This window comes from Pseudomonas sp. GW821-FHT03A09 (assembly GCF_059421065.1).
Genome location: NZ_JBWKUX010000004.1, coordinates 119,803 through 142,804, shown reverse-complemented (window position 1 = coordinate 142,804; position 23,002 = coordinate 119,803). Strand labels below are relative to the sequence as shown.

The following is a 23,002-nucleotide window of genomic DNA, read 5'->3' as shown; positions in this document are numbered from 1 at the left end:
GAGTGACGCAATGCGCCCAGTTGAACCGGTCACAGGCTTGATTCTTTCCGGCGGCGGGGCGCGAGCGGCGTATCAGGTGGGAGTGTTGGCGGCGATTGCCGAGCTGTTGCCGCCCGGAGCACCCAACCCTTTTCCGGTGATTGTCGGCACCTCCGCCGGGGCAATCAACGCGGTGAGTCTGGCCAGCGGGGCGACAGACTTCGCCGCCGCCATCCAACGCCTCACCGCCTTCTGGCAGGGCTTTCGCAGCCATCTGGTCCTGCGCAGTGACTGGCCGGGCGTGATCCGCCAGGCCGGCCGCTTTTTCATTCATAGCCTGCTGGGCCTGGGCGCCCAGGTGCCGGTGGCGCTGCTCAATAGCGCGCCGCTGCGGGATCTGCTCAACGACAAACTGCACCTGCACGGCATCGATGAGGCCATCCGCAAAAAGCATCTGCATGCCGTGGCGGTGACGGCCTTTGGCTACGAGTCCGGGCAAGCGGTGACCTTCTATCAAGGGGGGCGCCTCATTGATACCTGGCTACGTCACCGGCGTATTGGTCTGCCGACTCAACTCAGTGTCGAACATCTGCTGGCCAGTTCTGCCATCCCCCTGTTGTTTGCTCCGGTGAAACTTGGCCAGGAATATTTCGGTGACGGCGCGGTGCGCCAGTCGGCGCCGATCAGCCCAGCCTTGCACCTGGGTGCCAGCCGAGTTTTAGTGGTGGGGGTAAGTGGCAATCCACGGGGTAACGAACCCGCGACGCAGCGCACCTACACCGGTCAGCAGCCGACGCTGGCGCAGATTGGTGGGCACATGCTCAACAGCACGTTCATCGACAGTCTGGAGAGTGATATCGAGCTGCTGGAGCGTTTGAACCGGTTCAGCCATGTCGCGCCAGAGTTGGCGCCTGTGGAGGTGTTGGTGATTGCGCCGAGCCAGCCCATCGATGAAATCGCGGCACGGCATCGCCAGGAGTTGCCGGCGGCGTTGCGTTTGTTCTTGCGTGGGCCGGGAGCGACCAAGACCAGCGGGGCGGGGGTGTTGAGCTACTTGCTGTTCGAGGCTGGGTATTGTAGTGAGTTGATTGAATTGGGCAGGCGGGATGCGTTGGCCCAGCGTGAAGAAATCACCCGATTCCTCGGTCTGGCACCGAACTGAATGTGGGAGCTGGCTTGCCTGCGATAGCGGTGTGTCAGTCAACCTGATCAGTACAGATAGATCGCTATCGCAGGCAAGCCAGCTCCCACAGGGACTGGCGGTGTCTGTTAAAAGTGGTACTTGACCAGCAAGCTCGCCGTGTCCTGGTTGGTCCTGAACGCGCCGCTGTCTTCAACCCCGTACTTGTTCTTCCAGTAGTCGTATTCAATACCGACATACAGCTGCTTCTCGCCCCAGTGCAGTGCCTTGCCCAGGTCATATTTGATCTGTGGGTTGAAGTGCAGGTTGGCGTGGTAGGTGCCGCGCGCGTTCTTGTCGTTGTCGACTACCCAATCCATGAAACCGTCGATCAGCACATTGGAGCTGCCCACGGGAATGGTGTAGGACCACACCGGCGTGATTTGCCAGATGTTGTTGCCTGGACGGTCGCCTGCCGGGTGGCGCTGGTAGAAGTTCAGCTGGAAGTAGTCGAAGCCCGGCACATTCAAGTCAAAGCCCGGGCCGATCAGGTAGGCGTTGTTATTGCCTTCGCCGAACTCGTAAGTGAAGGCCAGCAATACATCTTTGATCGGGCCGAATGACAGGTCTTTGTCGAAGATCTTGCCGAACGATAACCGTGGGCTGAACTCGCCGTAATAGGTATCCGGGCCGACGTTGCCGTCTTCCTTGCCGTTATAAAAGATGCGGTCGACGAACAGGAAGTTGTCGCCGTACTTCCAGGCGTCGGCATGTTCGAACGTGACGGTTTGCTGGATCTGCGGGTTGATGGTGAAGTTCTTGCCCCACAGGTACGTCAGGCTGTTGTTCTGCCACTGCAACAAATCGCCTGCTACGGCTTGGCCGCCGGCCAGCAGGGAACCTGCCAACATCAGGCCTTTTAACATAGGTTTCATTCGGTGCTCCCGAGTCAAAGTTTTATGGTTGTTCTTCTACGCAGGCGCTCTGGTGTGGCGCCTTTTGGTTCGCTGCAAAAATCGTCTGTTTGGTCAGCTTTAATGCTTTTAGCAAGAGCTGCGCCAAGGTGTTTAAAAAGCCAATAAGACGCCTTCGGCTGCACTTGATGCAGTCGAATCCAGTGGTTTTTTGTGCACGTTGGCCGCAGACAGTAGGCCCGGATAAGTTGGCCCTGCAGTCAGCTTTTACATTCGCTGTTTTTTTTTGAGTCGATTCGAGCGGGCGCGGAGAATACTGGCTCTCAGGCCTTGGCTCAAGTGCGCTGTAACAGAGCGCGTGGGGCGAGAATGGGGCGCGGCTTGTGGCCGGCCCCAGGTGAATGGCGTGCATGGGGATGTTCCTTGTTCGTTATTGTTTTTATTGTTAACGAAGGAATCAGTGGGTATGGGCGACGGCGGGTCGTTCAGCGCCGCCCAAGATGTTGAACAGTATGTTCAGCGACAGCGCGCTGAGGGTGGCCATGGCAATCCCGCTGTGGGTAATCGGGCTCATCCACAGCGGCAGCTGTGCGAAGAACTCCGGGCGTACCACGGGGATCAAGCCCATGCCGATACTCACCGCTACCAGCAGTTGGTTGCGACGGTCAGCGATGTCGGCTTCCTGCAGGATCTTGATGCCGGTCGCCGTCACCATGCCGAACATGGCGATCGCTGCGCCACCCAATACCGCTGGTGGAATCGATGCCACCAGGAACGCGGCTTTGGGCAGCAGGCTCAGCACAATCAGGAACAGCCCGGCCATGATTGTCACCGAGCGGCAGCGCACGCCGGTCATCTGCACCAGGCCGATGTTCTGGGCGAAGGACGAGTGGGTAAAGGTGTTGAAGAAACCGGCGAAGAATGACGCGCCGGCATCACACAGCAAGCCACGGCGCAGCATCTTCGGCGTGACTTCCTGGCCGGTGATTTTGCCCAGGGCGAGGAACATGCCCGTGGACTCGACGAAGATGATCACCACCACCAGGCACATCGACAGGATCGGTGCCAGCTCGAACTTGGGCATGCCGAAGTGCAGCGGGGTCACCACCTGCACCCAGGGTGCCTGGGTCAGGCCGCTGAGGTCGACCATGCCGAGCAGGCCGCACAAGGCGTAGCCGAGCGCCATGCCGATCAGCACTGAGATGTTCACCCAAAAACCGCGCATGAAGCGGTTGATCAGCAGGATGGTGGCCAGCACCAGGGCGGCAATCGCCAGGTAAATCGGCGAGCCGAATGTGGCGGCGGCACTGCCGCCACCGGCCCAGTTGACGGCCACGGGAAACAGCGACAGGCCGATGGCGGTAATCACTGTACCGGTCACCAACGGCGGGAAAAAGCGCACGACCTTGGACATGAACGGTGCGATCAGAATGCCGAAGAATCCAGCGGCGATGGTTGCGCCGAAGATCCCTTGCAAGCCGATCCCGGGCATGCCGGTCATGGCGACCATACTGCCGACAGCGGCGAAACTGGCGCCCATCATCACCGGCATACGAATGCCCACCGGGCCGATGCCGAACGACTGCACCATGGTGGCGACACCGGCCACCAGCAAGTCGGCGTTGATCAGAAAGGCGATTTCTTCACGGCTGAGGCCTGCGGCCTGGCCAATGATCAGGGGGACGGCGACGGCGCCGCCGTACATCAGCAAGACGTGTTGCAGGCCTACCAGAATCAGTTGCAAGAGGGGCAGCCGCACCATGGCGGGCGCGGCAGTAGTCTGCGGTTCGGCTAACTCGGACATGCAACACCTCGGATCTTTTTTATTTTTGTGTTGTTTGGAACGCAATCTTCAAATCACCGCAAATCCCAAATGTGGGAGCTGGCTTGCCTGCGATGGCGGTGTATCAGCCACCAGATGGGGGACTGGCCGACCGCTTTCGCAGGCAAGCCAGCTCCCACACTGGATCTCTGTGAGTCAGTTAATTGGTACGAGCCCCCTGGTTGATCCAGGTGCCAATCAAATCCCGCTCCTGCTGGGTCATCTGGGTGATGTTGCCCAATGGCATGATCTGGCTCGCCACGGCCTGCGCTTGAATGCGCGCCGCCTGCTGCTGGATCTGTGCCGGGGTGTCGAACATCACGCCGGCTGGCGCGGTGCTGAACAGTGGGCTGGTGGGCTTGGCCGAGTGGCACACGGCACAGCGTTCCTGGATCACCCCGTGCACCTTGTCGAAATCAATCGTCGCTTGGGCGGGGGCAGGTGCAGCAGCCGGTTCGACGGGCGCTGCGGGTGCGGCAGGTTTCAAGCCACCACCCAACGCGGTTTCCGGCAACGGCTGGTACTCGATGGCGGCAGGTGCCTTGGCCACGTCCGGTGTGGTCGCCACCGGTTTCGGACCCGTCACGTACGCCAGGCAAATCATCGCCAACGCACCCACAGGCAAGGTCCACGCATACTTCTGGCTGTTATGCCGGGTGTTGAAGTAATGACGCACCAACACCGCCGCCACTGCGATACCTGCCAGGATCAGCCAGTTGTATTGGCTGCCGTAGGTGCTCGGGAAGTGGTTGCTGATCATGATGAACAGCACCGGCAAGGTGAAGTAGTTGTTGTGGCGTGAACGCAGCAAGCCTTTGGCCGGCAGTGCGGGATCCGGCGTGCGGTTCTCCGCAATGGCCGCCACCAGCGCGCGCTGGGCGGGCATGATGATGCGGAACACGTTGCCCACCATGATGGTGCCGATCACTGCACCGACGTGCAGGTAAGCACCACGACCGCTGAACACCTTGCTGAAGCCGTAGGCCGCTGCAATCAACAGCACGAACAGGATCAGGCCGAGCAGGGCAGGGCGCTTGCCCAGGGCCGAGTCGCAAAGGAAGGAGTAGATGAACCAGCCGACGAACAGCGAGCCGATGCCCAGCAGTACACCTTCCGGACCACTCAGGCTGCTGCCCGGTGCCAGCAGGTACAAGGTCGGGTTGGAGTAGAACACCACGCACAGCAGCGCGATGCCGGACATCCAGGTGAAATAGGCTTCCCATTTGAACCAGTGCAGGTTATCTGGCATGGTCGGTGGGGCCAGCTTGTATTTTTCCAGGTGATAGATACCGCCACCGTGGATCGCCCACAAGTCACCGGCCAGGCCGTCCTTGGGGTTGACACGATTGAGGTTGTTTTCCAGCCAGACGAAATAGAAGGAAGCGCCGATCCACGCGACGCCAGTGATCATGTGAACCCAGCGCACGCTAAGGTTCAGCCATTCCAACAGATGTGCTTCCACAGTCTTTACCTCTCGCCTGTCACCCTTATTGTCGGGTGATCAGACCTTCTCTTATTGGTGGGGGGCGAGGATCAACCGCTCATCCTCTTTGAAAAAATGCTCATCGCAGTTATTGCCTGTGCCACTGCGATCAACCACCAGGAAGTCATCCCGCTTTTCGATCGTCAGCACCGGGTGGTGCCAGACGCCGCGATGGTAATTAATGCCCTGCCTGCCGTTGGTAACGAAGGCGCGGACCAAGCCTGATACAGGTGCATCGCCAAGGGGCGCGACCACGATCAGAAAGGGGTTGCCGAGCAGCGGAATGAAAGCCTGGCTGCCCAGCGGGTGTCGTTCCAGCATGCACACAGTCAGCGGCATGTCCTGCGCGTCGGCGCGGAAGATGCTGATGATGGCGTGGTCTTCCGGTTTAGCGGTTTCGACCGTGGCCAGTTTGTGAAAGCGCATGGTCGACCCGTTGTTGATCATGAAGTGATCGCTGCCGTCGGTTTCGATAACGTCTCCGAAGGGGGCGAAGGCTTCTTTGGTCAGGGGTTCGATCACGAGTGTGCGCATGGCTGTCTTCTTATCCGAATGCTGTGTTGTTTGTTTTGCCGCCATCGCGGGCAAGCCCGCTCCCACAGGGGAATGCATTTCAAATGTGGGAGCTGGCTTGCCTGCGATTGGGTTCACCGCTTACTTGGCTACTTTGCCCAGGACCCGCAGGCGACTCACACCGCCATCCGGGAACACATTCAGGCGGATGTGGGTAATCGGCCCCAGTGCCTTGATCTGCTCGGCGAAGGTGTGTTCAGCGTGCATTTCCAGTTTCTGCGCCGGCAGCAGTTCGCGCCAGAACAGCGATTGGGTTTCGATCTGGCTGTCGGTGCCGCCCTTCACGAATGCGCCCTGGATCGAGCAGGTGTCCGGGTAGTTGCCCTTGAAGTGCAGGGTGTCGACGATGATCTTCTCGATCTCGCCTGGATGACCCAATGCGACGATCACCCAGTCATTGCCTGGCGTACGACGACGCGCGGTTTCCCAACCGTCGCCCATGTTGATGCCACGGCCCGGGTTGAGGATGTTGCTCATGCGACCGAAGTGTTCGTCGGAGCAGGCCAGGGCACGACCGCCGTTCAGGGCTGACGCCAGGTCGACTTGTTCGTTGTCGCCCACCGAAGACCAGTCGCGGAACGGCACGCCGTATACACGCAGACGCGCCACGCCGCCATCCGGGTAGATGTTGAAGCGCAAGTGGCTGAAGGCCTGGTCGTTGTTGATCTCGTGGTAGTGGTGGCTGTTGCCTTGCAGCTCGACGGCCGACAGTACTTCCACCCACTGGGTATTGTCATCCGGCTCGCCCGAAGCCAGGAAACAGGCTTCCAGGGACGCCGACGGCGGGAAGTTGCCGGTGAAGAATGAAGTGTCGATGTCCACGCCTTTGATCGAACCTGGCACGCCCAGGCGAATCACCGCGCTGTCGTAGCCTTCGAAGCGCTTGCGGCGCGACTCCCAGCCGTCCATCCACTTGCCGTTGTCATCGAAAACGCCCTCCTTCCACACGGCCGGGGTCGGCTGGAACAGGCGGTTGGCGTCAGCGAACCAGTCATCGGTCACGGAGATGATCTTGGTGCCCAGGCGGGCGTCGGCCAGGTTGACGAACTTCTCGAAAGGTACGGCGTAAGCTTTCATTCTTCTTGTCTGCCTTAGATAGAGTGGCTGGGGATGGTCTGTTAGAGGGTCAGTAAACGGAACAACGCAATCTTGTTGATCTCGGCCAGTGCGCATTTGAACTCGGTGTCCACCGAGTTGTGGATGCGCGTTTCGAACGCGGCCAGGATCTGATGCCGGTTGCTGCCTTTTACCGCCATGATGAAGGGAAACTTGAACTTGGCCTTGTAGGCATCGTTCAGCTCGGTGAAGCGAGAAAACTCTTCGGCCGTGCATTGGTGAATCCCCGCGCCAGCCTGTTCATCAGTGCTGGCTTGGGTCAGTTGACCCTGGACGGCGGCTTTGCCGGCCAGGTCCGGGTGAGCATTGATCAGGGCCAGTTGACGGGTGTGATCGGTGCTCAACAGGATGTCGCTCATGCGCTGGTGCAGGGTCTCGATTTCATCAATCGAGGCGTCCTGGCCCAGGTCGAAGGCCTTTTCGGCCACCCATGGCGAATGTTCGTAGATATCGGCGAAAGCGTTGACGAAGGCATCGCGGCTCAAGGTCGAGGGTTTGACGGTTTGGAACGCAGTCATTTCGCCGCTCCCTTGAAAGGGTGGGTTTCGTGCCAGTGACGGGCAATGTCCACTCGGCGAGTGAACCACACGTGCTCGTGACCTTTGACGTATTCAATGAAACGCTTCAACGAAGCCAGGCGCGCCGGGCGACCAATCAGACGGCAATGCAAGCCAATGGAGAGCATTTTCGGCGCCTCGGCCCCTTCGGCGTAGAGCACGTCGAATGCGTCTTTCAGGTATTCGAAAAAGTCATCGCCCTTGTTGAAACCCTGCACCTGGGTGAAGCGCATGTCGTTGGTGTCCAGGGTGTAGGGGATCACCAGGTGTGGCTTGCCAGTGGGATTGTTGGGCTCCCAGTAGGGCAGGTCGTCGTCGTAGGTATCGCAGTCGTAGAGGAAGCCGCCTTCCTCCATCACCAGTCGCCGGGTGTTGGGGCCGGTGCGGCCGGTGTACCAGCCCAGTGGGCGTTCGCCGGTCAGCTCGGTGAGGATGCGGATGGCTTCGAGCATGTGCTCGCGTTCCTGGGCCTCGTCCATGTATTGGTAGTCGATCCAGCGATAACCGTGGCTGCAGATCTCATGGCCGGCCTCGACCATGGCACGGATCACATCCGGGTGGCGCTGGGCAGCCATGGCCACGGCGAAGATGGTCAGTGGGATATCGAACTCTTTGAACAGCTTGAGGATGCGCCACACGCCGGCACGGCTGCCGTATTCGTACAGCGACTCCATGCTCATGTTACGTGCGCCTTGCAGTGGCTGGGCCGAGACCATTTCCGAGAGGAAGGCTTCGGACTCTTTATCGCCGTGCAAGATATTGCGCTCGCCACCTTCTTCGTAGTTGAGTACGAAAGACAGCGCAATGCGCGCCTTGCCCGGCCAGTGGGGGTGAGGAGGGTTACTGCCGTAACCGATCAGGTCGCGTGGGTAGTCAGCGCTCACTGCAGTCTTCCTTCTTGTTCGTCGTGTTAGCGATGAGTGATTGTATACAACTTATCGCGCACTTTGTAAGCCTGCATTTCTGCATTTTTTCTGCAGGGCTCACGGTAAATGGTGTAGCAAGAAACTTGCCTGGTTGGTCAGCTAATGGACAAAAGGTCGTTTAAAAGCAAGGATCACTCGTCAATTGCCTGCCCGCGCAATAGCGGTGGGCAGATCCAAAGGTTTGTAATTTTTATTGTGTACAATTTTTTTAAAAAGTGTCTTAATCAGTCATCGCCGGCTTTTTCGATGCCCTGAAAAAGTGCGGATCACTCTTCTACTGACTACGGGAGGCGCGTAGACGCCATGGGACGTTTGACCACACACGTTTTGGACGCCGCACACGGCTGCCCCGGCAGCGCGATCAAGGTGGAGCTGTACCGCGTCGAAGGTGCGCAGCTGGAACTGGTCGCCACTGCCGTGACCAACAGCGACGGCCGTTGCGATGCGCCACTGCTGCAAGGCGACGACTACCGCAGTGGTGTCTACCAGCTGCAATTCAGCGCCGGGGATTACTACCGTGCCCGTGGCGTGCAATTGCCGGAACCTGCTTTCCTCGACGTGGTGGTACTGCGTTTCGGCATCAGCGCCGAACAGGATCACTACCATGTCCCGCTACTGATTTCGCCCTACAGCTACTCCACCTATCGCGGTAGCTAGCGTCACCTCGCTTCACACCCCCAAAGCTCTTCGTTGGTTTCGCCCGCCCACACTGCGGGCTTTTTTTCGTCTGGCCCACGGCTCAAGTATGTAGCGCACGGTCATGGGCTGCTGTGCCTAGGCTCGGTTTTTCCTGCATATGAAGAACTTGCCATGCCCACTGACACCCCCGAGCCCGCACTGAATGCCTTGCGGCAACAATTGACGCGTCGCATCAATGCTGCCGCCCAACCCAGTCAGTTGATCAATCAACTCCATGTCGCCGAAGTGCGTTGTGCGGCCTCGGTGAAAATCCTGAAGCAACTGATAAGCCGCGCGCCGCGTATCTTGCTGGTGGTTCGTGCCACCTTGCGCGAGGCATTCGCGCTCGACCCGGACCGTCTGATATTTACCGAGCCAAGCAAGGTTCACCGGCTCACCGAGCGTGCCCTGGCGCTGCTTGCTGATCCGTTCATCGCAGCCAATACCAATCAATTCACGGTGTTGAGCGTGAAGGATGAACCCGAAGCTCGATTGCCTTTTACCGCCAGGCAAGCGCTGGAGCGCATCAACAGGTTGAACCTGCTGGGCACGCTGGATCGCGCAGTCACCGTCTACTGGCGACAGTTGGCCGATGGCTCGTGGCTGACCCGACGAGAACGTTGGGTGGAGCAGTGCGCTATAGCGTTCGCGCAAAAGGCATTCCTGGCACGTGAACTGGATCAACTGTCGTCTTTCGGGTTTGCCCTGGTCCAGTGTCTGATTGATGCGCCCACCCTAGAAGCACGTCAGCGTGCAGGCGGCGCCTGGGCACTGTTGCAAGTGGCGGAGTTGGGGTGGCCGAGGGCGGATCAAGTGTTTCTGGCCATTCCCGGGGCATTGCATCTTTATCAGGATGAGACCTCCCCACAGGTCATTTACCTTCCGGGGTTGGCTCGGGAGTTCTATGAGTTTCGCTCCTGGCAGCAATTGCAATGCAACCTGCCGCTGTTGATCGGCGGTGAATTATTCGCCAGCGTGTGGCAATGCCTGCCACTGAGGCGGCGCAATGAAGTGTGTGATGGCATCGGCGCCGGAGTGTTGGCTCGGCGCGGTCATTCGCTGCTCGGTGATGGCTTGCGCCACAGCGCAATTGCGGTGCTGGACGGGCAGTGGGCCAATGAGCTGGCCTGCGCCTTGTCGATCAACCATCAAAGTGTGAATGCACCAGGAGAGGCCCGACCTGCCGAAGGCGACATCGCGCGATTCATGCAGGTGATCGAGCGGGGAAGAAATCGCCTGGTAAGCCGTTTCGGATCAGGTACTGCAGTGGCCTGGTTGCTGGAGTGGGATCACGTGCGCCGTTCCCGGGAAATTACCTTTGCCAGCCTGGCCCCTGGTTTGCCATTGCGCACCCGGGAGCAAACCCTCAAGCGCTGGGAGAGGGCGTTGGCCGCCCTGTCGGATGACAAGACGCCAGGCGCCTATCAAGTGTTCAGTGCGCTCCAGGCACAGTGGCAGGTTCAGGTTGAGCAAGCTCAAAAGCATGTTCAGGCCGAGGGTGAGCGCTTGTTTCAACAGGCCTATTGGTTGGAACGGCCTGACGGCGACCATAAGCGAGCGACGCTGTTGCTGAAGGCGCAGCATCAGGCACTGATGTATGAAGCACGGATGCAGCAACGCCTGAAGTTGATAAACGAAGGGCCACTGCGACGTGTATTCGAGGTGCTCGACAAGCCATTGGCCGCAGCGCGCAACGGCAGTGACACTCAGGTGTTGCGCCTGGCGATGAACACGCCGGGGCAGTCGACATTTCCCCTGATGGGGGCCTTTGTGGTGACCACTCGCAGTGCCTTCAGCCAACCCGCACGGGCACAGCCTGTTGTGTTGGTCACGGCCGGTACGCACGGCGGCATGTGTGCCTTTGCCAGTTTGCAGGTGCTGTCCGAGTGCGTGTTGGCCAGCCTGCGCAGTCCTGATGGTTCGCCGTTGTGGCAATGCATCGGGCGTGATCAACGCCTTTCAGCGCGCCGGGTGATTGGCCCAACTTCAGTGATTGAGTACAAGGCCACCGAGGGCAATGTGCTGCACGAGATTTTTCGGGAGCTGATTGTTTATCACGCCGATTTGTATAAGCGGCTCGGTGAAAAAGTTCGCTTGTTCAGCGAGGTGAGTGACCCTGCCTTGGGGCGCTCAATGTTGGCTGGAGAGTTGCGCCAGTACTTGCAGGTGCCAGCCAGTGACGCCCGTGACCTGGCGATTGCCAACGTGCAATTGATGCAACTGGCGGCTGAGCAGGCGAAAAAACTTCCGGCTTGGCCTGCCACGACAACGCCTGCGCGGCGCAAAGAATACCGGCGTCTGCAAACACGCTATCTGGCCAACTCCATTGCTTTGGAAAAACGGCTCTGGCAGTTATTACCCTCTTTAGAGACGTTCACCCGCGAGCAGTTGATCAAACAACTGAAAGAGGATGGCGTGTACGACGGGCTGGACATCGACAAGCCTTTCATTGAAATTCCGGATGACGTCGCGACTCACTTTTGTGGGTGGTCGAGTCAGTGCGTGCCTGGCGATCGCCATATCAAGACGGTGGTCAGCCCACAGCGCTCGACTTACACCCTGCTGCAACTGGCGTTGCACAATCTCGACGCGCAAGCGCCCTGGACCGAGTGGCGCTTGAACCGGGCTACTTACCTGGAGCCCGCGTGGAAATCGCGCCTCAACCCGCGCTATTTGATCAAAACCCTCTCCAGACTGGATATCGGTGGCCGTTACGACACACTGATCCAACAGGTCTTTTACCCCTCGGCCATCCAGCAAGGCGTTTCAAGGGCACTGACCCACCGGACCGTTCGACAGCGTGCTCGCATGCAGTTGTTTTCAGCGGTGCAACAGGGCTTCGGCGCGATCGCCCAGAGCATGTTCACGACCGCCATGGCAGCCGTGCTGCCGGCAGACCTGGCAAAGAATGGCCATCGGTTGCGGCTTTACTTCATGCGTTTGCTCGGCCATACCCTTGAACATCCTCGACACATCGCCGGGATGTTGCTGATCCATGATGAGCTCAGCGAGCGTTGTGTGCTGTATTGGCCAGCGGCTTTGGATTACCCGTCGCTCAGCGAGTTTGCGGGTTTGGAGCAAGCGCGTGCCGAAGTGAATCGGGTCTGGGCGTCGCAGGCTCAAGTGAAGGCCTTGGCGCAGCATATTGCGCCCGGCTGGGATGCCGAAGCTGTGGCCAGTTACCCCGGCGGCGCGGAATCTTCGCCGATCCCGGATTGGCTGTGGCGCCCGGTCAAGATTTTGGATCACGGTATTCTCAGCACCTATGAAGGTATTGCGCGCGTGGTGCGCTGGTTCAAGGTCAAGCATCGGGTGCCGGCCGTATCGCTGGAGGCAATCGAAGCACAAATCCAGGAGCAGATAGACGACTCGCCCACCGGCTGGCTGGGCATCGTCCCTACCGTACACACGCAGCCGTTGGTGTTGCTGGCCCATGCCCAGATGTTCGATATTCAGCGGCGCAGCCAGGGGCAGTCCAATTCGGCCAAGCTGCTGGCGACTTACCGAGAACTGCGACTGGGCGAACAGTACGCTGCGCGGGTGCGCGGCCTGTTGTCGTTCATCCCGGTGATTGGGTTGGGCATCAGCTTGGTGGAGGTTCTGATCGCGGCAAAACGCTACCACCACAGTCGAGATTCTCATGATGCGGTGGACCTGGCTTTCGTGACGTTGATGGCGTTTGTGGACGTGTTGGCCAGTTTTGCTCCCGTACCCAAAGGTTCCAGCACTGTGGTGTCGTCGGTGGGGCGCGCCTCCATGCGTGGGGCATTGGGGCAATTGCATCGTCGCCAGGCGTTGGCAGGTGTTGGGCCTTCCCGGTTGGCGCCGTCTATCAAACCTTTTCGCACGTTGGAGCACATGCGCAAGGAGCGCATCACCGGCGGTGTCGCGCTACAAGGTCCTGGCCTTAAAGGTGTCTTCGTGAAGGACGGCGAGCAGTTCGTGGAGGAGGGAGGGCATCAATATGCGGTGTATCGACGCGACAATGAACAGGTCCTGCGGCTGAAGAACCCCAAGGAAAAAGGTGAGAATGAGCTGATCCTGCATATCGAGGAACCCAGGGAGTGGTTGTTGCAGGCCGATGCACCGGAACCGCAACCCGGGCCGAGTTCCGGGGGCTTGCGGCCGTGGTCCGTTACCCCGCGAGGGGAGCCTGTTCCTCAACCCGGCCCGAGTACTGCCCAAGCCGTCGGCACCCAATGGGTCGCCCCCTCGCATCAGGCGTTGCTTGATGCCCTGCGCCAATCACCCAATGCGCCCAGCACATGGCAGGGATGGGGGAATCGCGCCAGTGGACCCCTGGACGATGTGTCGCCCGCTCACCGTATTTATCGCTTACCGGCAGGAGCCGCCGGGGAGGGGCAGCATCTGGTCCAATTGGGCGTCGACTATTATTGGTTGTTGCCGCAGGGCACGAATGCGCCTTACCAGAAAACGCTATTCATCATGAAGAGCCCGTCGCTGCGCCCGCGTGCCTATCAGGATGTGGACCACTGGCTGGGTGTCGGTTGGGAGGATCAACCGGTGCCCGCGACACTCGGTGCCAATGGGTTATGGACGCCTCATCCAGTGCTGTTTAATGAACCCCTGGAGCGTACCTTTACCCGCGCATTCCCGACGATGTCCGCAAGCAGCAAGACGTTTGGTGGACGGCGATTGGTGGAGTTGGCGGACAACAGTCCGTCGGTCACGGCAACGCACTTGCTCACCGTCAAAGCGACTCTGGACCAATGGACTGATCCGAAAACTTTGGGGCGCACCGATGACCTGCTGAGAATGTTGCGCCCTGTTCAACTGTCCAGTCGCGCCAGTTTCACTCTCGGGCTCGACGGTTTGGCGCCTGGGTTCGCACGTGTGGATTTCACGCCGCCGTTTGTGCTGGATGCGTCACTTGGCCTGGCTAGCAGGAGTAACAAACGACCTCGTCTGGCTGCAAACCAGGCCGCTGTGCGCCGGGTGCTGGAACAACAAGGTTTTGTGGTACGCCCCATCGGCAAGCAGCCCGGTGGCATCGAGTTTGCCGACTTCTTTTGCACCCATCCCAATTCCGGCAACGGGTACTACATATATACGCGTTGGGTCAGTGGGACTAACGTCAATTTGTCCAGCAAACCCTTCATCAGGCTTTCTGATAGCTGGTTTGAACGAGGCGCGCTGCGTAGAAGCCGATCGCCGGTGTATCCGTTGGTCCTGCGTAGCCTCAGGGGGGGACGGTTGGTCAAGATCGTGGCCGGTATCCAGTGGGCAGGCGACACCGGCCCAACGGTTTACTTCGTCAAGATCCAGCTCATCCCTTGAGCAGAGCAATGGCGCCGGCGCCGCCGAACAGCCCCGCGCTGATTCGATTGAACCAGTTCTGGCCCTTGCCGCTGCGCAGATACCGCGCCGCACCATGGGCGCTGAGGCCGTAGGCGAGCTTGCACAGCAGGTCGAGCACAGTCCAGGTGACGATCATGATCAGCAGTTGCGGCAGGAACGGCTGCTGGCTGCTGAGAAATTGCGGCAGGAAGGCAGCGAAGAACAGGATGTCCTTGGGGTTGCTGGCGCCCAGCACAAACGCACGGCCAAACAGTGCACGGAACCGTGGCGTCGCCACGACCTGAGGCACCACCGCACCCTGGCTCGGCTGCCGTGATTGCACCCAGCTCTGCCAGGCGAGGTAGAACAGATACACCGCGCCGGCGATCTTCAACGCGCTGAACAATTGTTCCGACGCCATCAACAGAGCGCCCAAGCCCAGGGCCGAGGCACTGAGCAGGCAGATCGAGGCAAACACCCCACCGAGAAACGCTGGATACGAACGACGCAGGCCGTAGTTGAGACTGTTGCTGATCATCAGCAGTGACAGTGGCCCAGGGATCAGGATCACGATCAGTGCTGCGCCGCTGAACAGTAGCCAGGTTTCCAGGTTCATCCGTTACTCCTTTATAGAAATATGAATTTGGCGATAAAGATCGCGCACAGCACCCACAAGCTGGCGGAGATCTCGCGATACTTGCCAGTACCGGCCTTGAGCGCCACATACGTGATAAAGCCCAGGGCAATCCCGTCGGCGACCGAGAAGGTCAGTGGCATCATGATCGCCGTGACAATCGCCGGGATGCTGTCGGTGGCTTCATCCCAATTGATGTGCGCCATGCTTGCCATCATCAGCATTGCCACGTAGATCAGCGCGCCAGCGGTGGCATAGGCGGGGATCATGCCTGCCAGTGGTGCGAAAAACATCGCCGCCACAAACAGGATACCCACGGTCACGGCGGTCAGCCCGGTACGGCCGCCAGCGGCAACACCCGCTGCGCTTTCCACGTAGCTGGTCACCGGCGGAACACCGACCATGGCGCCGAACACGCTGGAAGCACTATCAGCCTTCAATGCACGGGACAGGTTATCGATACGCCCATCGGCATTCACCAATCCGGCCCGCTGCGCGACGCCCATCAGTGTACCTGCGGTATCAAACATGTGTACAAAAAGAAAAGCAAAAACAACGCTAATCATGCTTACATTGAATACACCCTTGACGTCCATGGCCATCCAGGTCGGCGCCAGGCTCGGTGGGGTGGAGATCATGCCGTTGTAATGCACCAGGCCCAGGCCCCACCCAGCGAGGGTGACAGCGATGATACTGATCAGGATGGCGCCGAACACACGGTGGTAGCTGAGGATGGCGATCAGCAGGAAACACACGGCTGCCAGTAGCGGCGCTGGCTCATGCAGCGAGCCGAGCTTGATCAAGGTGGCCGGGCTGTCGACGATGATGCCTGCGGTCTTCAAGCCAATCACGCCGAGGAACAAGCCGACACCCGCACCCATGGCATGGCGCAGGCTCACGGGAATACTGTTGAGCAACCATTCACGCACGCGCGAAAGGGTCAGGCCCATGAACAGCACGCCGGAGATAAACACCGCACCCAGGGCGGTCTCCCAGTGATAGCCCATGGTGCCGACCACGGTGTAGGTGAAAAACGCATTAAGCCCCATACCCGGCGCCAGGCCCACTGGCCAGTTGGCGTACAGGCCCATCAACAGGCAACCCAGCGCGGCGGCGATGCACGTGGCGACGAACGCCGCGCCATGATCGATACCGGCGTCGGCCATGATGTTGGGGTTGACGAAGATGATGTAGGCCATGGTGATAAAGGTCGTGAGGCCGGCGATCAGCTCGGTCTTCACTGTGGTGCCATGCAAACTGAGTTTGAACAGGCGTTCCAGCCAGCTGTTCTGTGAGGGGGCAAGGTCCAGCGTCGGGGCTTCGGATTTGCGGCTATCCACAGCGAGTACTCCTCAAGAGTTTTATTGTTATTTCCAGCGCCGGTCACAACAGTGGGCAACAGCGCTTTGAGGTACTGGCGGGTTTTGTTGACCAATAGGTCAGGAACTCGCACGCAGTGGATTATGCTTTTGTATACAAATAAAGCAAATAATGTTTTCGAATGGTTGGGGCGCTGCTAGTTCGCTGCGCTCAATGCTTGATTGACGGCCAGCCAGCCGGCCACCGCTTCCTCCCCAGCTTCGCTGAAGGCCCGCTGCAACAACTTCACCTGTTCCCGGCGCAGTGACTGCTCGAAACGCAGGCCTTCGTCGCTCAATTCCAGCAGGCGTTTGCGCTTGTCGGTCTCGGACGCGACGCTGCTGACCAGGTGCATTTCCTGCAGCTGGCGCAGCGGCATATTCAGCGCCTGCTTGCTCACACCGAGCAATTCCAGCAGCTCTTTCACGCTCAACGCCGGATAGCGCGCGATAAAAAACACGATGCGCTGGTGCACCCGGCTCAGGCCACGGCGTTCGAGCATTTCGTCGGCCTTGGCGGTGAACGCCTGATAGCCAAAAAAGAACGCTTGCATGGCTTCTTGTTGGTTGGCTGGGTTTTTAAGGTCAAGCATGTTGACGTATCCGTTGAAGTCGTCGTAATTTCGGTCAACCAGTTTGACGTACTTTCCACAGTCTTCGCTACCGGTGACCTTATGGCCTTCTCTGAACGTATTACGCGCCTCAAAAGCTCCTTGATCCGTGAAATCCTCGCGGCGGCCCAGCGCCCGGAAGTGATGTCGTTCGCCGGTGGCCTACCTGCCGAGGCCATGCTGCCCGCGCTGAATTGGGATGATATGCCGCTGAACATCGGCCAATACGGCATGAGCGAAGGCGAGCCGCGGCTGCGTGAATTGTTGGCGGCCGAGGCCCGTGCGCTGGGCGTGCCCTGTGAGGCCAGCCAGGTGCTGGTGGTCAGCGGCTCCCAGCAAACCCTGGACCTGGCGGCCAAGCTGTATATCGACAAAGGCACGCAGATCCTGCTGGAGGGCCCGACTTACTTGGCCGCGTTGCAGATCTTCCAGCTGTTCGGCGCCGATTGCCTGACCGTGCAACTGGAAGCTGATGGCCCGAACCTGACGGCGTTGCGCGACAACCTGGAACGCCATCGACCCGCGTTCATTTACCTGATCCCGACTTTTCAGAACCCATCGGCCGTGCGCTACAGCGAAGCCAAGCGCGAGGCGGTCGCCGCGCTGCTCGATGAGTTTGGCGTGACCTTGATCGAGGACGAGCCCTATCGCGAGCTTACGTTCGATGGTGGCAGTGCCAAACCCATCGTCGGGCGCTTGAAAAAAGCCAGTTGGATCTACACCGGTACCGTCTCCAAGACGCTGCTGCCCGGGCTGCGTGTGGGTTACCTGATTGCCAGCGCGGATTTGTTCCCACATTTGCTCAAGCTCAAGCAGTCAGCCGACCTGCATACCAATCGCGTCGGTCAATGGCAGGCGATGCAGTGGATGGGTACGGAAAAATACCAACAGCATCTGGCGCAACTGCGCAGTTTTTACCGTGAGCGTCGCGATGCTTTCCAGGCCGCGTTGGCGCGCCACTTCGGTGACTTGGCCAACTGGCAGGTGCCCCAGGGCGGATTATTCTTCTGGCTGACCTTGAAACAGCCACTCGACACCCGCACTTTACTGGCGCAAGCATTAGAACAGGACGTCGCGTTCATGCCCGGTGAACCGTTCTTTTCCGAGCCGGACCTGCATCTTGGCTCGTTGCGACTCAATTTCAGCCATATTGACCCGGCCCGCCTGGACGAAGGTCTCAAGCGCCTGGCCGCGGTGGTCCGTCAAGCACAGCACGCGCAAGCGGCATAAGGGGAGCCCCATGTACAAGGTTTATGGCGATTACAAGTCGGGCAACTGCTACAAGGTCAAGTTGATGCTCAACCTGCTGGGCATCCCGTACCAATGGATCGATGTCGATATCCTCAAGGGCGATACCCAGACTGCCGAATTCCTGGCCAAGAACCCGAACGGCAAGATCCCCGTATTGGAGCTGGAAGACGGCACCTGTTTGTGGGAATCCAACGCGATCCTCAACTTCCTGGCCGATGGCAGCGAGTTCCTGCCGTCCGAACCACGCCTGCGGACCCAGGTGCTGCAATGGCAGTTTTTTGAACAGTACAGCCATGAGCCGTACATCGCGGTGGCGCGGTTTATCCAGTTTTACCTGGGGCTGCCCGAGGATCGCCTGGAGGAATACAAAAAACTGCACAAGGGCGGTTACAAAGCGCTCAAGGTCATGGAGCGCCAGTTGCAGCTGACGCCGTATCTGGTGGGGGATCAGTTCTCTATCGCCGATGTGGCGTTGTATGCCTATACCCATGTGGCGAATGAAGGTGGTTTTGAGTTGGATGCTTATCCGGGTGTGCAGGCATGGTTGAAGCGAGTGGCCAGCCATCCCAAGCATGTCGCCATGCTGAGCTAATTCACTCGGTCAAAATGTGGGAGCTGGCTTGCCTGCGATCGTATCGCCGCAGTGCAACTGACAGACCGTGTCGTTTGCATCGCAGGCAAGCCAGCTCCCACATTCAGCTCAGTGGTGTGTCAGCGAGTTGTTCTTTCAGCAGCTCGAAACACTGCTGCGCCGCTGGGCTCAAGCCCATCCCGCTACGACTGATCAACCCAATCTCCCGGTTTACGCCGGGATGATCGATGTTGATCCGCTTTAAACCTTCCAGGCTATCCGCCGCCGACTCTGGCAGCACACTGATCCCCAACCCCTGACGCACCAGTGCCAGCACCGTCGACATGTAGTTGGCCTCCATGCCGGCGTTCATTGTCAGGCGTGTCTCATCGAACAGGGCATCCACTTGCTCGCGCACGCTGCTGTCGCGGCCGGTGAGGATGATCGACTGTTCCGCCAACTGCTCCAGCGTCAGTTGTGGATGACGGGTGAGGGGATGATCACGCGGCACAAATGCACACAAACGATCATTCAACACCGGCAGGAATTCCAGGCCATGGCTCAGTCGCGCACGCACGCCGATACCGAAATCCACCCTCCCTTCGCGAACCTGGGCATGGATACGGTGAGCCACCAGATCATGCAGGCGTATTTCGATCCCGGCAAAGCGCTCGCGAAACAGACGCAAAGCCGGGGGCAGGGCGCCCGCGCACACGGAGGGCAGGGCGGCGATAGTGACTACACCCCGACGCAAGGCCGCCAGGTCGCGAGAGCCGGTGACAATGTTGTCCAGGTCCAGCAGCAGTTTTTCCATGGGGCCACGGGCATCCTGGCCGGCGGCGGTGATGCTGACGTGGCGCGGGCTGCGGTCGAGCAGGGCGACGCCGAGCCAGTCTTCCAGTTGTTGCACCTGTACCGTCAGGGCGGAAGGTGACAGGTGCAGCTCGCTAGCGGCCTTGGTGAAGCTACCGGTGCGGGCTACCGCAAGAAACGCCTGAATGTGTTGGATGCTGTTCTTCATTTTGTTTTTCCGAACACCAGGTGGTGAATATTCCAATTTACAAAGACTAACCCGCTTCCAATACTCCAGGGAAAACAATAACCGGCCGCAAAGGCCGCTCTGGAGTACCCCATGCTCGCTACCCTGGGTGTCATCACCATCCTGTGCTTGCTCGCTGCCGTCATGAGCAAGCGCCTTTCACCGCTGGTGGCCCTGATCGCCTTGCCGATCATTGCCGCACTGCTCGGCGGATTCGGCCTGCAAACCAGCGCCTTCATCATCACCGGGATCAAGAACGTCGCCCCAGTGGTGGGCATGTTTGTCTTTGCGATTCTGTTTTTCGGGATCATGACCGATGCCGGCATGCTCGACCCCATCATTGATCGCATCCTGCGCACGGTAGGGACACGTCCTACACGAATTGTCGTGGGCACCGCGACGTTGGCGCTGCTGGTACACCTGGATGGCTCCGGCGCAGTGACCTTTTTGGTCACGGTGCCGGCGATGCTGCCGTTGTATACGCGGCTGGGCATCGACAAGCGCATCCTGGCTTGCGTATGTGCCATGGCCGCCGGGGTCAATTTTTTGCCCTGGACCGGGCCGGTACTGCGTTCGTCGGCGGCGTTGCATGTGCCGGTGGCGGATTTGTTCCAGCCGCTGATTCCGGTGCAGATCGTCGGCCTGGTGTTTGTCTTCGCCTGCGCCTGGTGGCTGGGCCGTCGTGAGGAAAAACGCCTGGGCCTGGGCGCCGGCTCCACGGTGGACGCCGTACCGCAACGGCTGCTCAGTGAAGATGACATCAAGCTGCGTCGCCCACGGCTGTTCTGGGCCAACCTGATGCTCACTGTGCTGGTGATGGTGGTGATGATTGCCGGCTGGGTCGATCCGGTGGTGATGTTCATGCTCGGCACCGTGGTCGCGCTGTGCATCAACTACCCGAACGTGGATGCCCAGCGTGCGCGCATCGATGCCCATGCCAAGACCGCCTTGACCATGGCCAGTATCCTGCTCGCGGCGGGGGTGTTCACCGGCATCATGCAAGGCACCGGCATGCTCAAGGCGATGGCCGAAGTGGCGGTGGCCCAGATTCCGGCGGGGCACGGCAAGCTGATTCCGGCCGTGGTGGGTTTTATCTCCATGCCGTTGAGCCTGTTGTTTGACCCCGACTCCTACTATTTCGGCGTGATGCCGGTGATCGCCGAAGTCGGCAAGGCCTTGGGCGTCGACCCGTTGCAAGTGGCCCAGGCTTCGTTACTGGGCGTGCACACCACCGGTTTCCCGGTCAGCCCACTGACCCCCGCGACTTTCCTGTTGGTGGGCCTGTGCAAGATCGAACTGGCCGATCACCAGCGCTTCACCATTCCTTTTCTGTTTGCCGCGTCGGTGTTGATGACCCTGACCGCGTTGCTCCTGGGAGTTTTTTGAGATGAAAACCTTACGCATCGGTTCCGGCGCGGGCTATTCCGGCGACCGTATCGAACCTGCCGTGGAGCTGGCTGAGCAGGGCGACCTGGATTACCTGGTGTTCGAATGCCTGGCCGAACGCACCATTGCCCTGGCGCAACAGGCGCGTATCAGCGATCCGCAGGGCGGCTATGACCCGTTGTTGAGTGAACGCATGCGCCGCGTGTTGCCATTCGTTGGCCTGCATGAAGGCGGCCGTCGTCTACGGGTGATCACCAACATGGGGGCGGCCAATCCGGTGTCCGCCGCCAATGAGGTTCGGCGTATCGCCAGCGAGCTGGGCCTTGATCTCAAGGTGGTCGCCGTGGTCGGTGATGACGTGCTGAATGTGTTGAAACCTGAGTTTCTGCTGGATAATGGCCAAACCGTCGGTTCCCTGGGGGGCCGGCTGATTTCAGCGAATGCCTATATGGGCGTCGACGGCATTCTTGAAGCGTTGCGCGCCGACGCCGATGTGGTCATCACCGGTCGCGTAGCCGACCCGTCGTTGTTCCTGGCGCCACAGATGTTCGAATTCGGCTGGGCGGCAGACGACTGGCCTCGCCTGGGGCGTGGGACATTGGTGGGGCATTTGCTTGAGTGTGCCGGACAGGTCAGCGGTGGGTATTTTGCCGATCCCGGTTTCAAGGATGTGGAGGACCTGGCGCGCCTGGGTTTCCCCCTGGCCGAGATTGGCCCTGATGGCGAAGCAGTCATCACCAAGGTCTGCGGTTCGGGTGGGCGGGTCAGTCGCGCCACGTGCACCGAACAACTGATCTACGAGGTACATGATCCTGCCTCATATCTGACGCCGGATGTGACTGCGGATTTTTCCCAAGTGGCGTTCATGGAGGAGGGCGTTGATCGCGTTCGCGCACACGGCGCTGCTGGCCGTGCGCGGCCCGGGCAGTTGAAGGTCAGCGTTGGTTACCTGGACGGTTGGATCGGCGAAGGGCAGATGTCCTACGGCGGCCCAGGTGCTGTCGCACGAGCGCAGATGGCGCGGGAAATCGTACTCAAGCGCCTTGAGTTGACGGGCGTGAGGATGCAGGACGTGCGCGCCGAATTGATCGGCATGGATTCACTGCACGGCCCACGTAGCAGCGTCGAACCCTGGGAAGTACGCCTGCGCGTGGCTGCCCGCTGTGAAGATCGCAGCGAGGCGGTGCGGGTCGGTAATGAAGTGGAAACCCTCTACACCAACGGCCCGTCCGGCGGTGGAGGTGCGAGCAAGAGCGTACGCCAGGTGGTGGCGGTGGCATCGTTGATGCTGCCGCGCAGCCAGGTCAACCCGAGGATCGAAGCATGAAGTTGCACACGCTGGCCCATTCCCGTACCGGAGATAAGGGTGACACGTCGAACATTTCGATCATTGCGTACCGCGCCGAAGACTATTCATGGCTGTGCGAACAGCTGACCGCCGAGCGCGTGGCCGAGTTCTTCGCCGGCTTGCGTGAGCCGGACGCAGAGCCGGTGCGCCGTTATGAACTGCCGAATGTGCAGGCGCTGAATTTCGTGTTGCCGGGTATTTTGCGCGGCGGCGTCACCCGTTCGCTGGCCCTGGATGCCCATGGCAAGTGCCTGGGCTCGGCGCTACTCGATCTCGATCTGATAATACAAAACTGAATGTGGGAGCTGGCTTGCCTGCGATGGCGATGTTTCAGCCGT

The 23,002-nt window shown here is 59.7% G+C and carries 20 protein-coding genes; 8 read left to right on the top strand and 12 right to left on the bottom strand.

Annotated features, from left to right (window positions below):
* Positions 1-10: 10 nt before the first annotated feature.
* Complete coding sequence (locus AC07V4_RS08560) at positions 11-1,141, top strand: patatin-like phospholipase family protein (RefSeq protein WP_492635948.1); 1,131 nt, start codon at positions 11-13, stop codon at positions 1,139-1,141.
* Between the two features lie 107 nt (positions 1,142-1,248).
* Here AC07V4_RS08560 and AC07V4_RS08555 read toward each other — a convergent pair whose 3' ends face one another.
* The 8 genes from AC07V4_RS08555 to puuE form a co-directional block, all read right to left on the bottom strand.
* The gene (locus AC07V4_RS08555; RefSeq protein ID WP_431753551.1) at positions 1,249-2,034 is read right to left on the bottom strand and encodes an outer membrane protein OmpK; all 786 of its coding nucleotides are present in this window, start codon (positions 2,032-2,034) and stop codon (positions 1,249-1,251) included.
* 22 nt (positions 2,035-2,056) lie between these two features.
* Positions 2,057-2,425, bottom strand: coding sequence for a hypothetical protein (locus tag AC07V4_RS08550; RefSeq protein WP_492635949.1), 369 nt, complete (start codon positions 2,423-2,425; stop codon positions 2,057-2,059).
* 45 nt (positions 2,426-2,470) lie between these two features.
* Positions 2,471-3,817 (bottom strand): nucleobase:cation symporter-2 family protein, encoded by a 1,347-nt coding sequence (locus AC07V4_RS08545; protein ID WP_492635950.1) that lies wholly within the window; start codon positions 3,815-3,817, stop codon positions 2,471-2,473.
* 178 nt (positions 3,818-3,995) lie between these two features.
* On the bottom strand, positions 3,996-5,297 hold the full coding sequence (locus AC07V4_RS08540; protein ID WP_492635951.1) for a urate hydroxylase PuuD: 1,302 nt from the start codon (positions 5,295-5,297) through the stop codon (positions 3,996-3,998).
* Positions 5,298-5,348: 51 nt separating this feature from the next.
* The gene (locus AC07V4_RS08535) at positions 5,349-5,852 is read right to left on the bottom strand and encodes an ureidoglycolate lyase (RefSeq protein ID WP_257784089.1); all 504 of its coding nucleotides are present in this window, start codon (positions 5,850-5,852) and stop codon (positions 5,349-5,351) included.
* A 120-nt stretch (positions 5,853-5,972) separates the two neighbouring features.
* Positions 5,973-6,968: an allantoicase gene (gene alc / locus AC07V4_RS08530; RefSeq protein ID WP_431753347.1), complete on the bottom strand. Its 996-nt coding sequence runs from the start codon at positions 6,966-6,968 to the stop codon at positions 5,973-5,975.
* A 41-nt stretch (positions 6,969-7,009) separates the two neighbouring features.
* Entirely contained in the window at positions 7,010-7,525 is a 516-nt protein-coding gene (uraD, locus tag AC07V4_RS08525; RefSeq protein WP_431753348.1) for a 2-oxo-4-hydroxy-4-carboxy-5-ureidoimidazoline decarboxylase, read from the bottom strand.
* Entirely contained in the window at positions 7,522-8,448 is a 927-nt protein-coding gene (puuE, locus tag AC07V4_RS08520) for an allantoinase PuuE (RefSeq protein WP_492635952.1), read from the bottom strand. The genes uraD and puuE overlap by 4 nt, the downstream gene beginning before the upstream one ends.
* A gap of 345 nt (positions 8,449-8,793) precedes the next feature.
* On the opposite strand from puuE, the gene uraH reads away from it, so the two are divergent.
* Complete coding sequence (gene uraH, locus AC07V4_RS08515; protein WP_028617268.1) at positions 8,794-9,147, top strand: hydroxyisourate hydrolase; 354 nt, start codon at positions 8,794-8,796, stop codon at positions 9,145-9,147.
* A gap of 153 nt (positions 9,148-9,300) precedes the next feature.
* The gene (locus AC07V4_RS08510; protein WP_492635953.1) at positions 9,301-14,466 is read left to right on the top strand and encodes a dermonecrotic toxin domain-containing protein; all 5,166 of its coding nucleotides are present in this window, start codon (positions 9,301-9,303) and stop codon (positions 14,464-14,466) included.
* Here the strand turns inward: AC07V4_RS08510 and AC07V4_RS08505 are convergent.
* The 3 genes from AC07V4_RS08505 to AC07V4_RS08495 all read right to left on the bottom strand — a co-directional run bounded on the left by AC07V4_RS08505 (position 14,456) and on the right by AC07V4_RS08495 (position 17,051).
* On the bottom strand, positions 14,456-15,082 hold the full coding sequence (locus AC07V4_RS08505; RefSeq protein WP_492635954.1) for a LysE family translocator: 627 nt from the start codon (positions 15,080-15,082) through the stop codon (positions 14,456-14,458). The two genes, AC07V4_RS08510 and AC07V4_RS08505, sit on opposite strands and share 11 nt — an antisense overlap.
* A gap of 11 nt (positions 15,083-15,093) precedes the next feature.
* Positions 15,094-16,440 (bottom strand): NCS2 family permease, encoded by a 1,347-nt coding sequence (locus tag AC07V4_RS08500; protein WP_492635955.1) that lies wholly within the window; start codon positions 16,438-16,440, stop codon positions 15,094-15,096.
* A 176-nt stretch (positions 16,441-16,616) separates the two neighbouring features.
* Positions 16,617-17,051, bottom strand: a complete 435-nt coding sequence (locus AC07V4_RS08495) for a MarR family winged helix-turn-helix transcriptional regulator (RefSeq protein ID WP_492635956.1) — start codon at positions 17,049-17,051, stop codon at positions 16,617-16,619.
* Positions 17,052-17,132: 81 nt separating this feature from the next.
* Here AC07V4_RS08495 and AC07V4_RS08490 point away from each other — a divergent pair, with 81 nt between their 5' ends.
* On the top strand, positions 17,133-18,299 hold the full coding sequence (locus AC07V4_RS08490) for an aminotransferase-like domain-containing protein (protein WP_492635957.1): 1,167 nt from the start codon (positions 17,133-17,135) through the stop codon (positions 18,297-18,299).
* 10 nt (positions 18,300-18,309) lie between these two features.
* The gene (locus tag AC07V4_RS08485) at positions 18,310-18,912 is read left to right on the top strand and encodes a glutathione S-transferase family protein (RefSeq protein WP_492635958.1); all 603 of its coding nucleotides are present in this window, start codon (positions 18,310-18,312) and stop codon (positions 18,910-18,912) included.
* A 103-nt stretch (positions 18,913-19,015) separates the two neighbouring features.
* Here the strand turns inward: AC07V4_RS08485 and AC07V4_RS08480 are convergent, their stop codons facing one another.
* Positions 19,016-19,912: a LysR family transcriptional regulator gene (locus tag AC07V4_RS08480; protein WP_492635959.1), complete on the bottom strand. Its 897-nt coding sequence runs from the start codon at positions 19,910-19,912 to the stop codon at positions 19,016-19,018.
* A 111-nt stretch (positions 19,913-20,023) separates the two neighbouring features.
* Here AC07V4_RS08480 and AC07V4_RS08475 point away from each other — a divergent pair, with 111 nt between their 5' ends.
* The 3 genes from AC07V4_RS08475 to AC07V4_RS08465 are packed head-to-tail and all read left to right on the top strand — an operon-like array spanning position 20,024 to position 22,960.
* Positions 20,024-21,316 carry a CitMHS family transporter gene (locus tag AC07V4_RS08475; protein ID WP_492635960.1) on the top strand — a complete coding sequence of 431 codons (1,293 nt, stop codon included), beginning with the start codon at positions 20,024-20,026 and terminating at the stop codon, positions 21,314-21,316.
* Position 21,317: 1 nt separating this feature from the next.
* On the top strand, positions 21,318-22,643 hold the full coding sequence (locus AC07V4_RS08470) for an acyclic terpene utilization AtuA family protein (RefSeq protein WP_492635961.1): 1,326 nt from the start codon (positions 21,318-21,320) through the stop codon (positions 22,641-22,643).
* The gene (locus AC07V4_RS08465) at positions 22,640-22,960 is read left to right on the top strand and encodes an AtuA-related protein (protein WP_492635962.1); all 321 of its coding nucleotides are present in this window, start codon (positions 22,640-22,642) and stop codon (positions 22,958-22,960) included. Before AC07V4_RS08470 ends, AC07V4_RS08465 begins: the two co-directional genes overlap by 4 nt.
* Positions 22,961-23,002 lie beyond the last annotated feature (42 nt).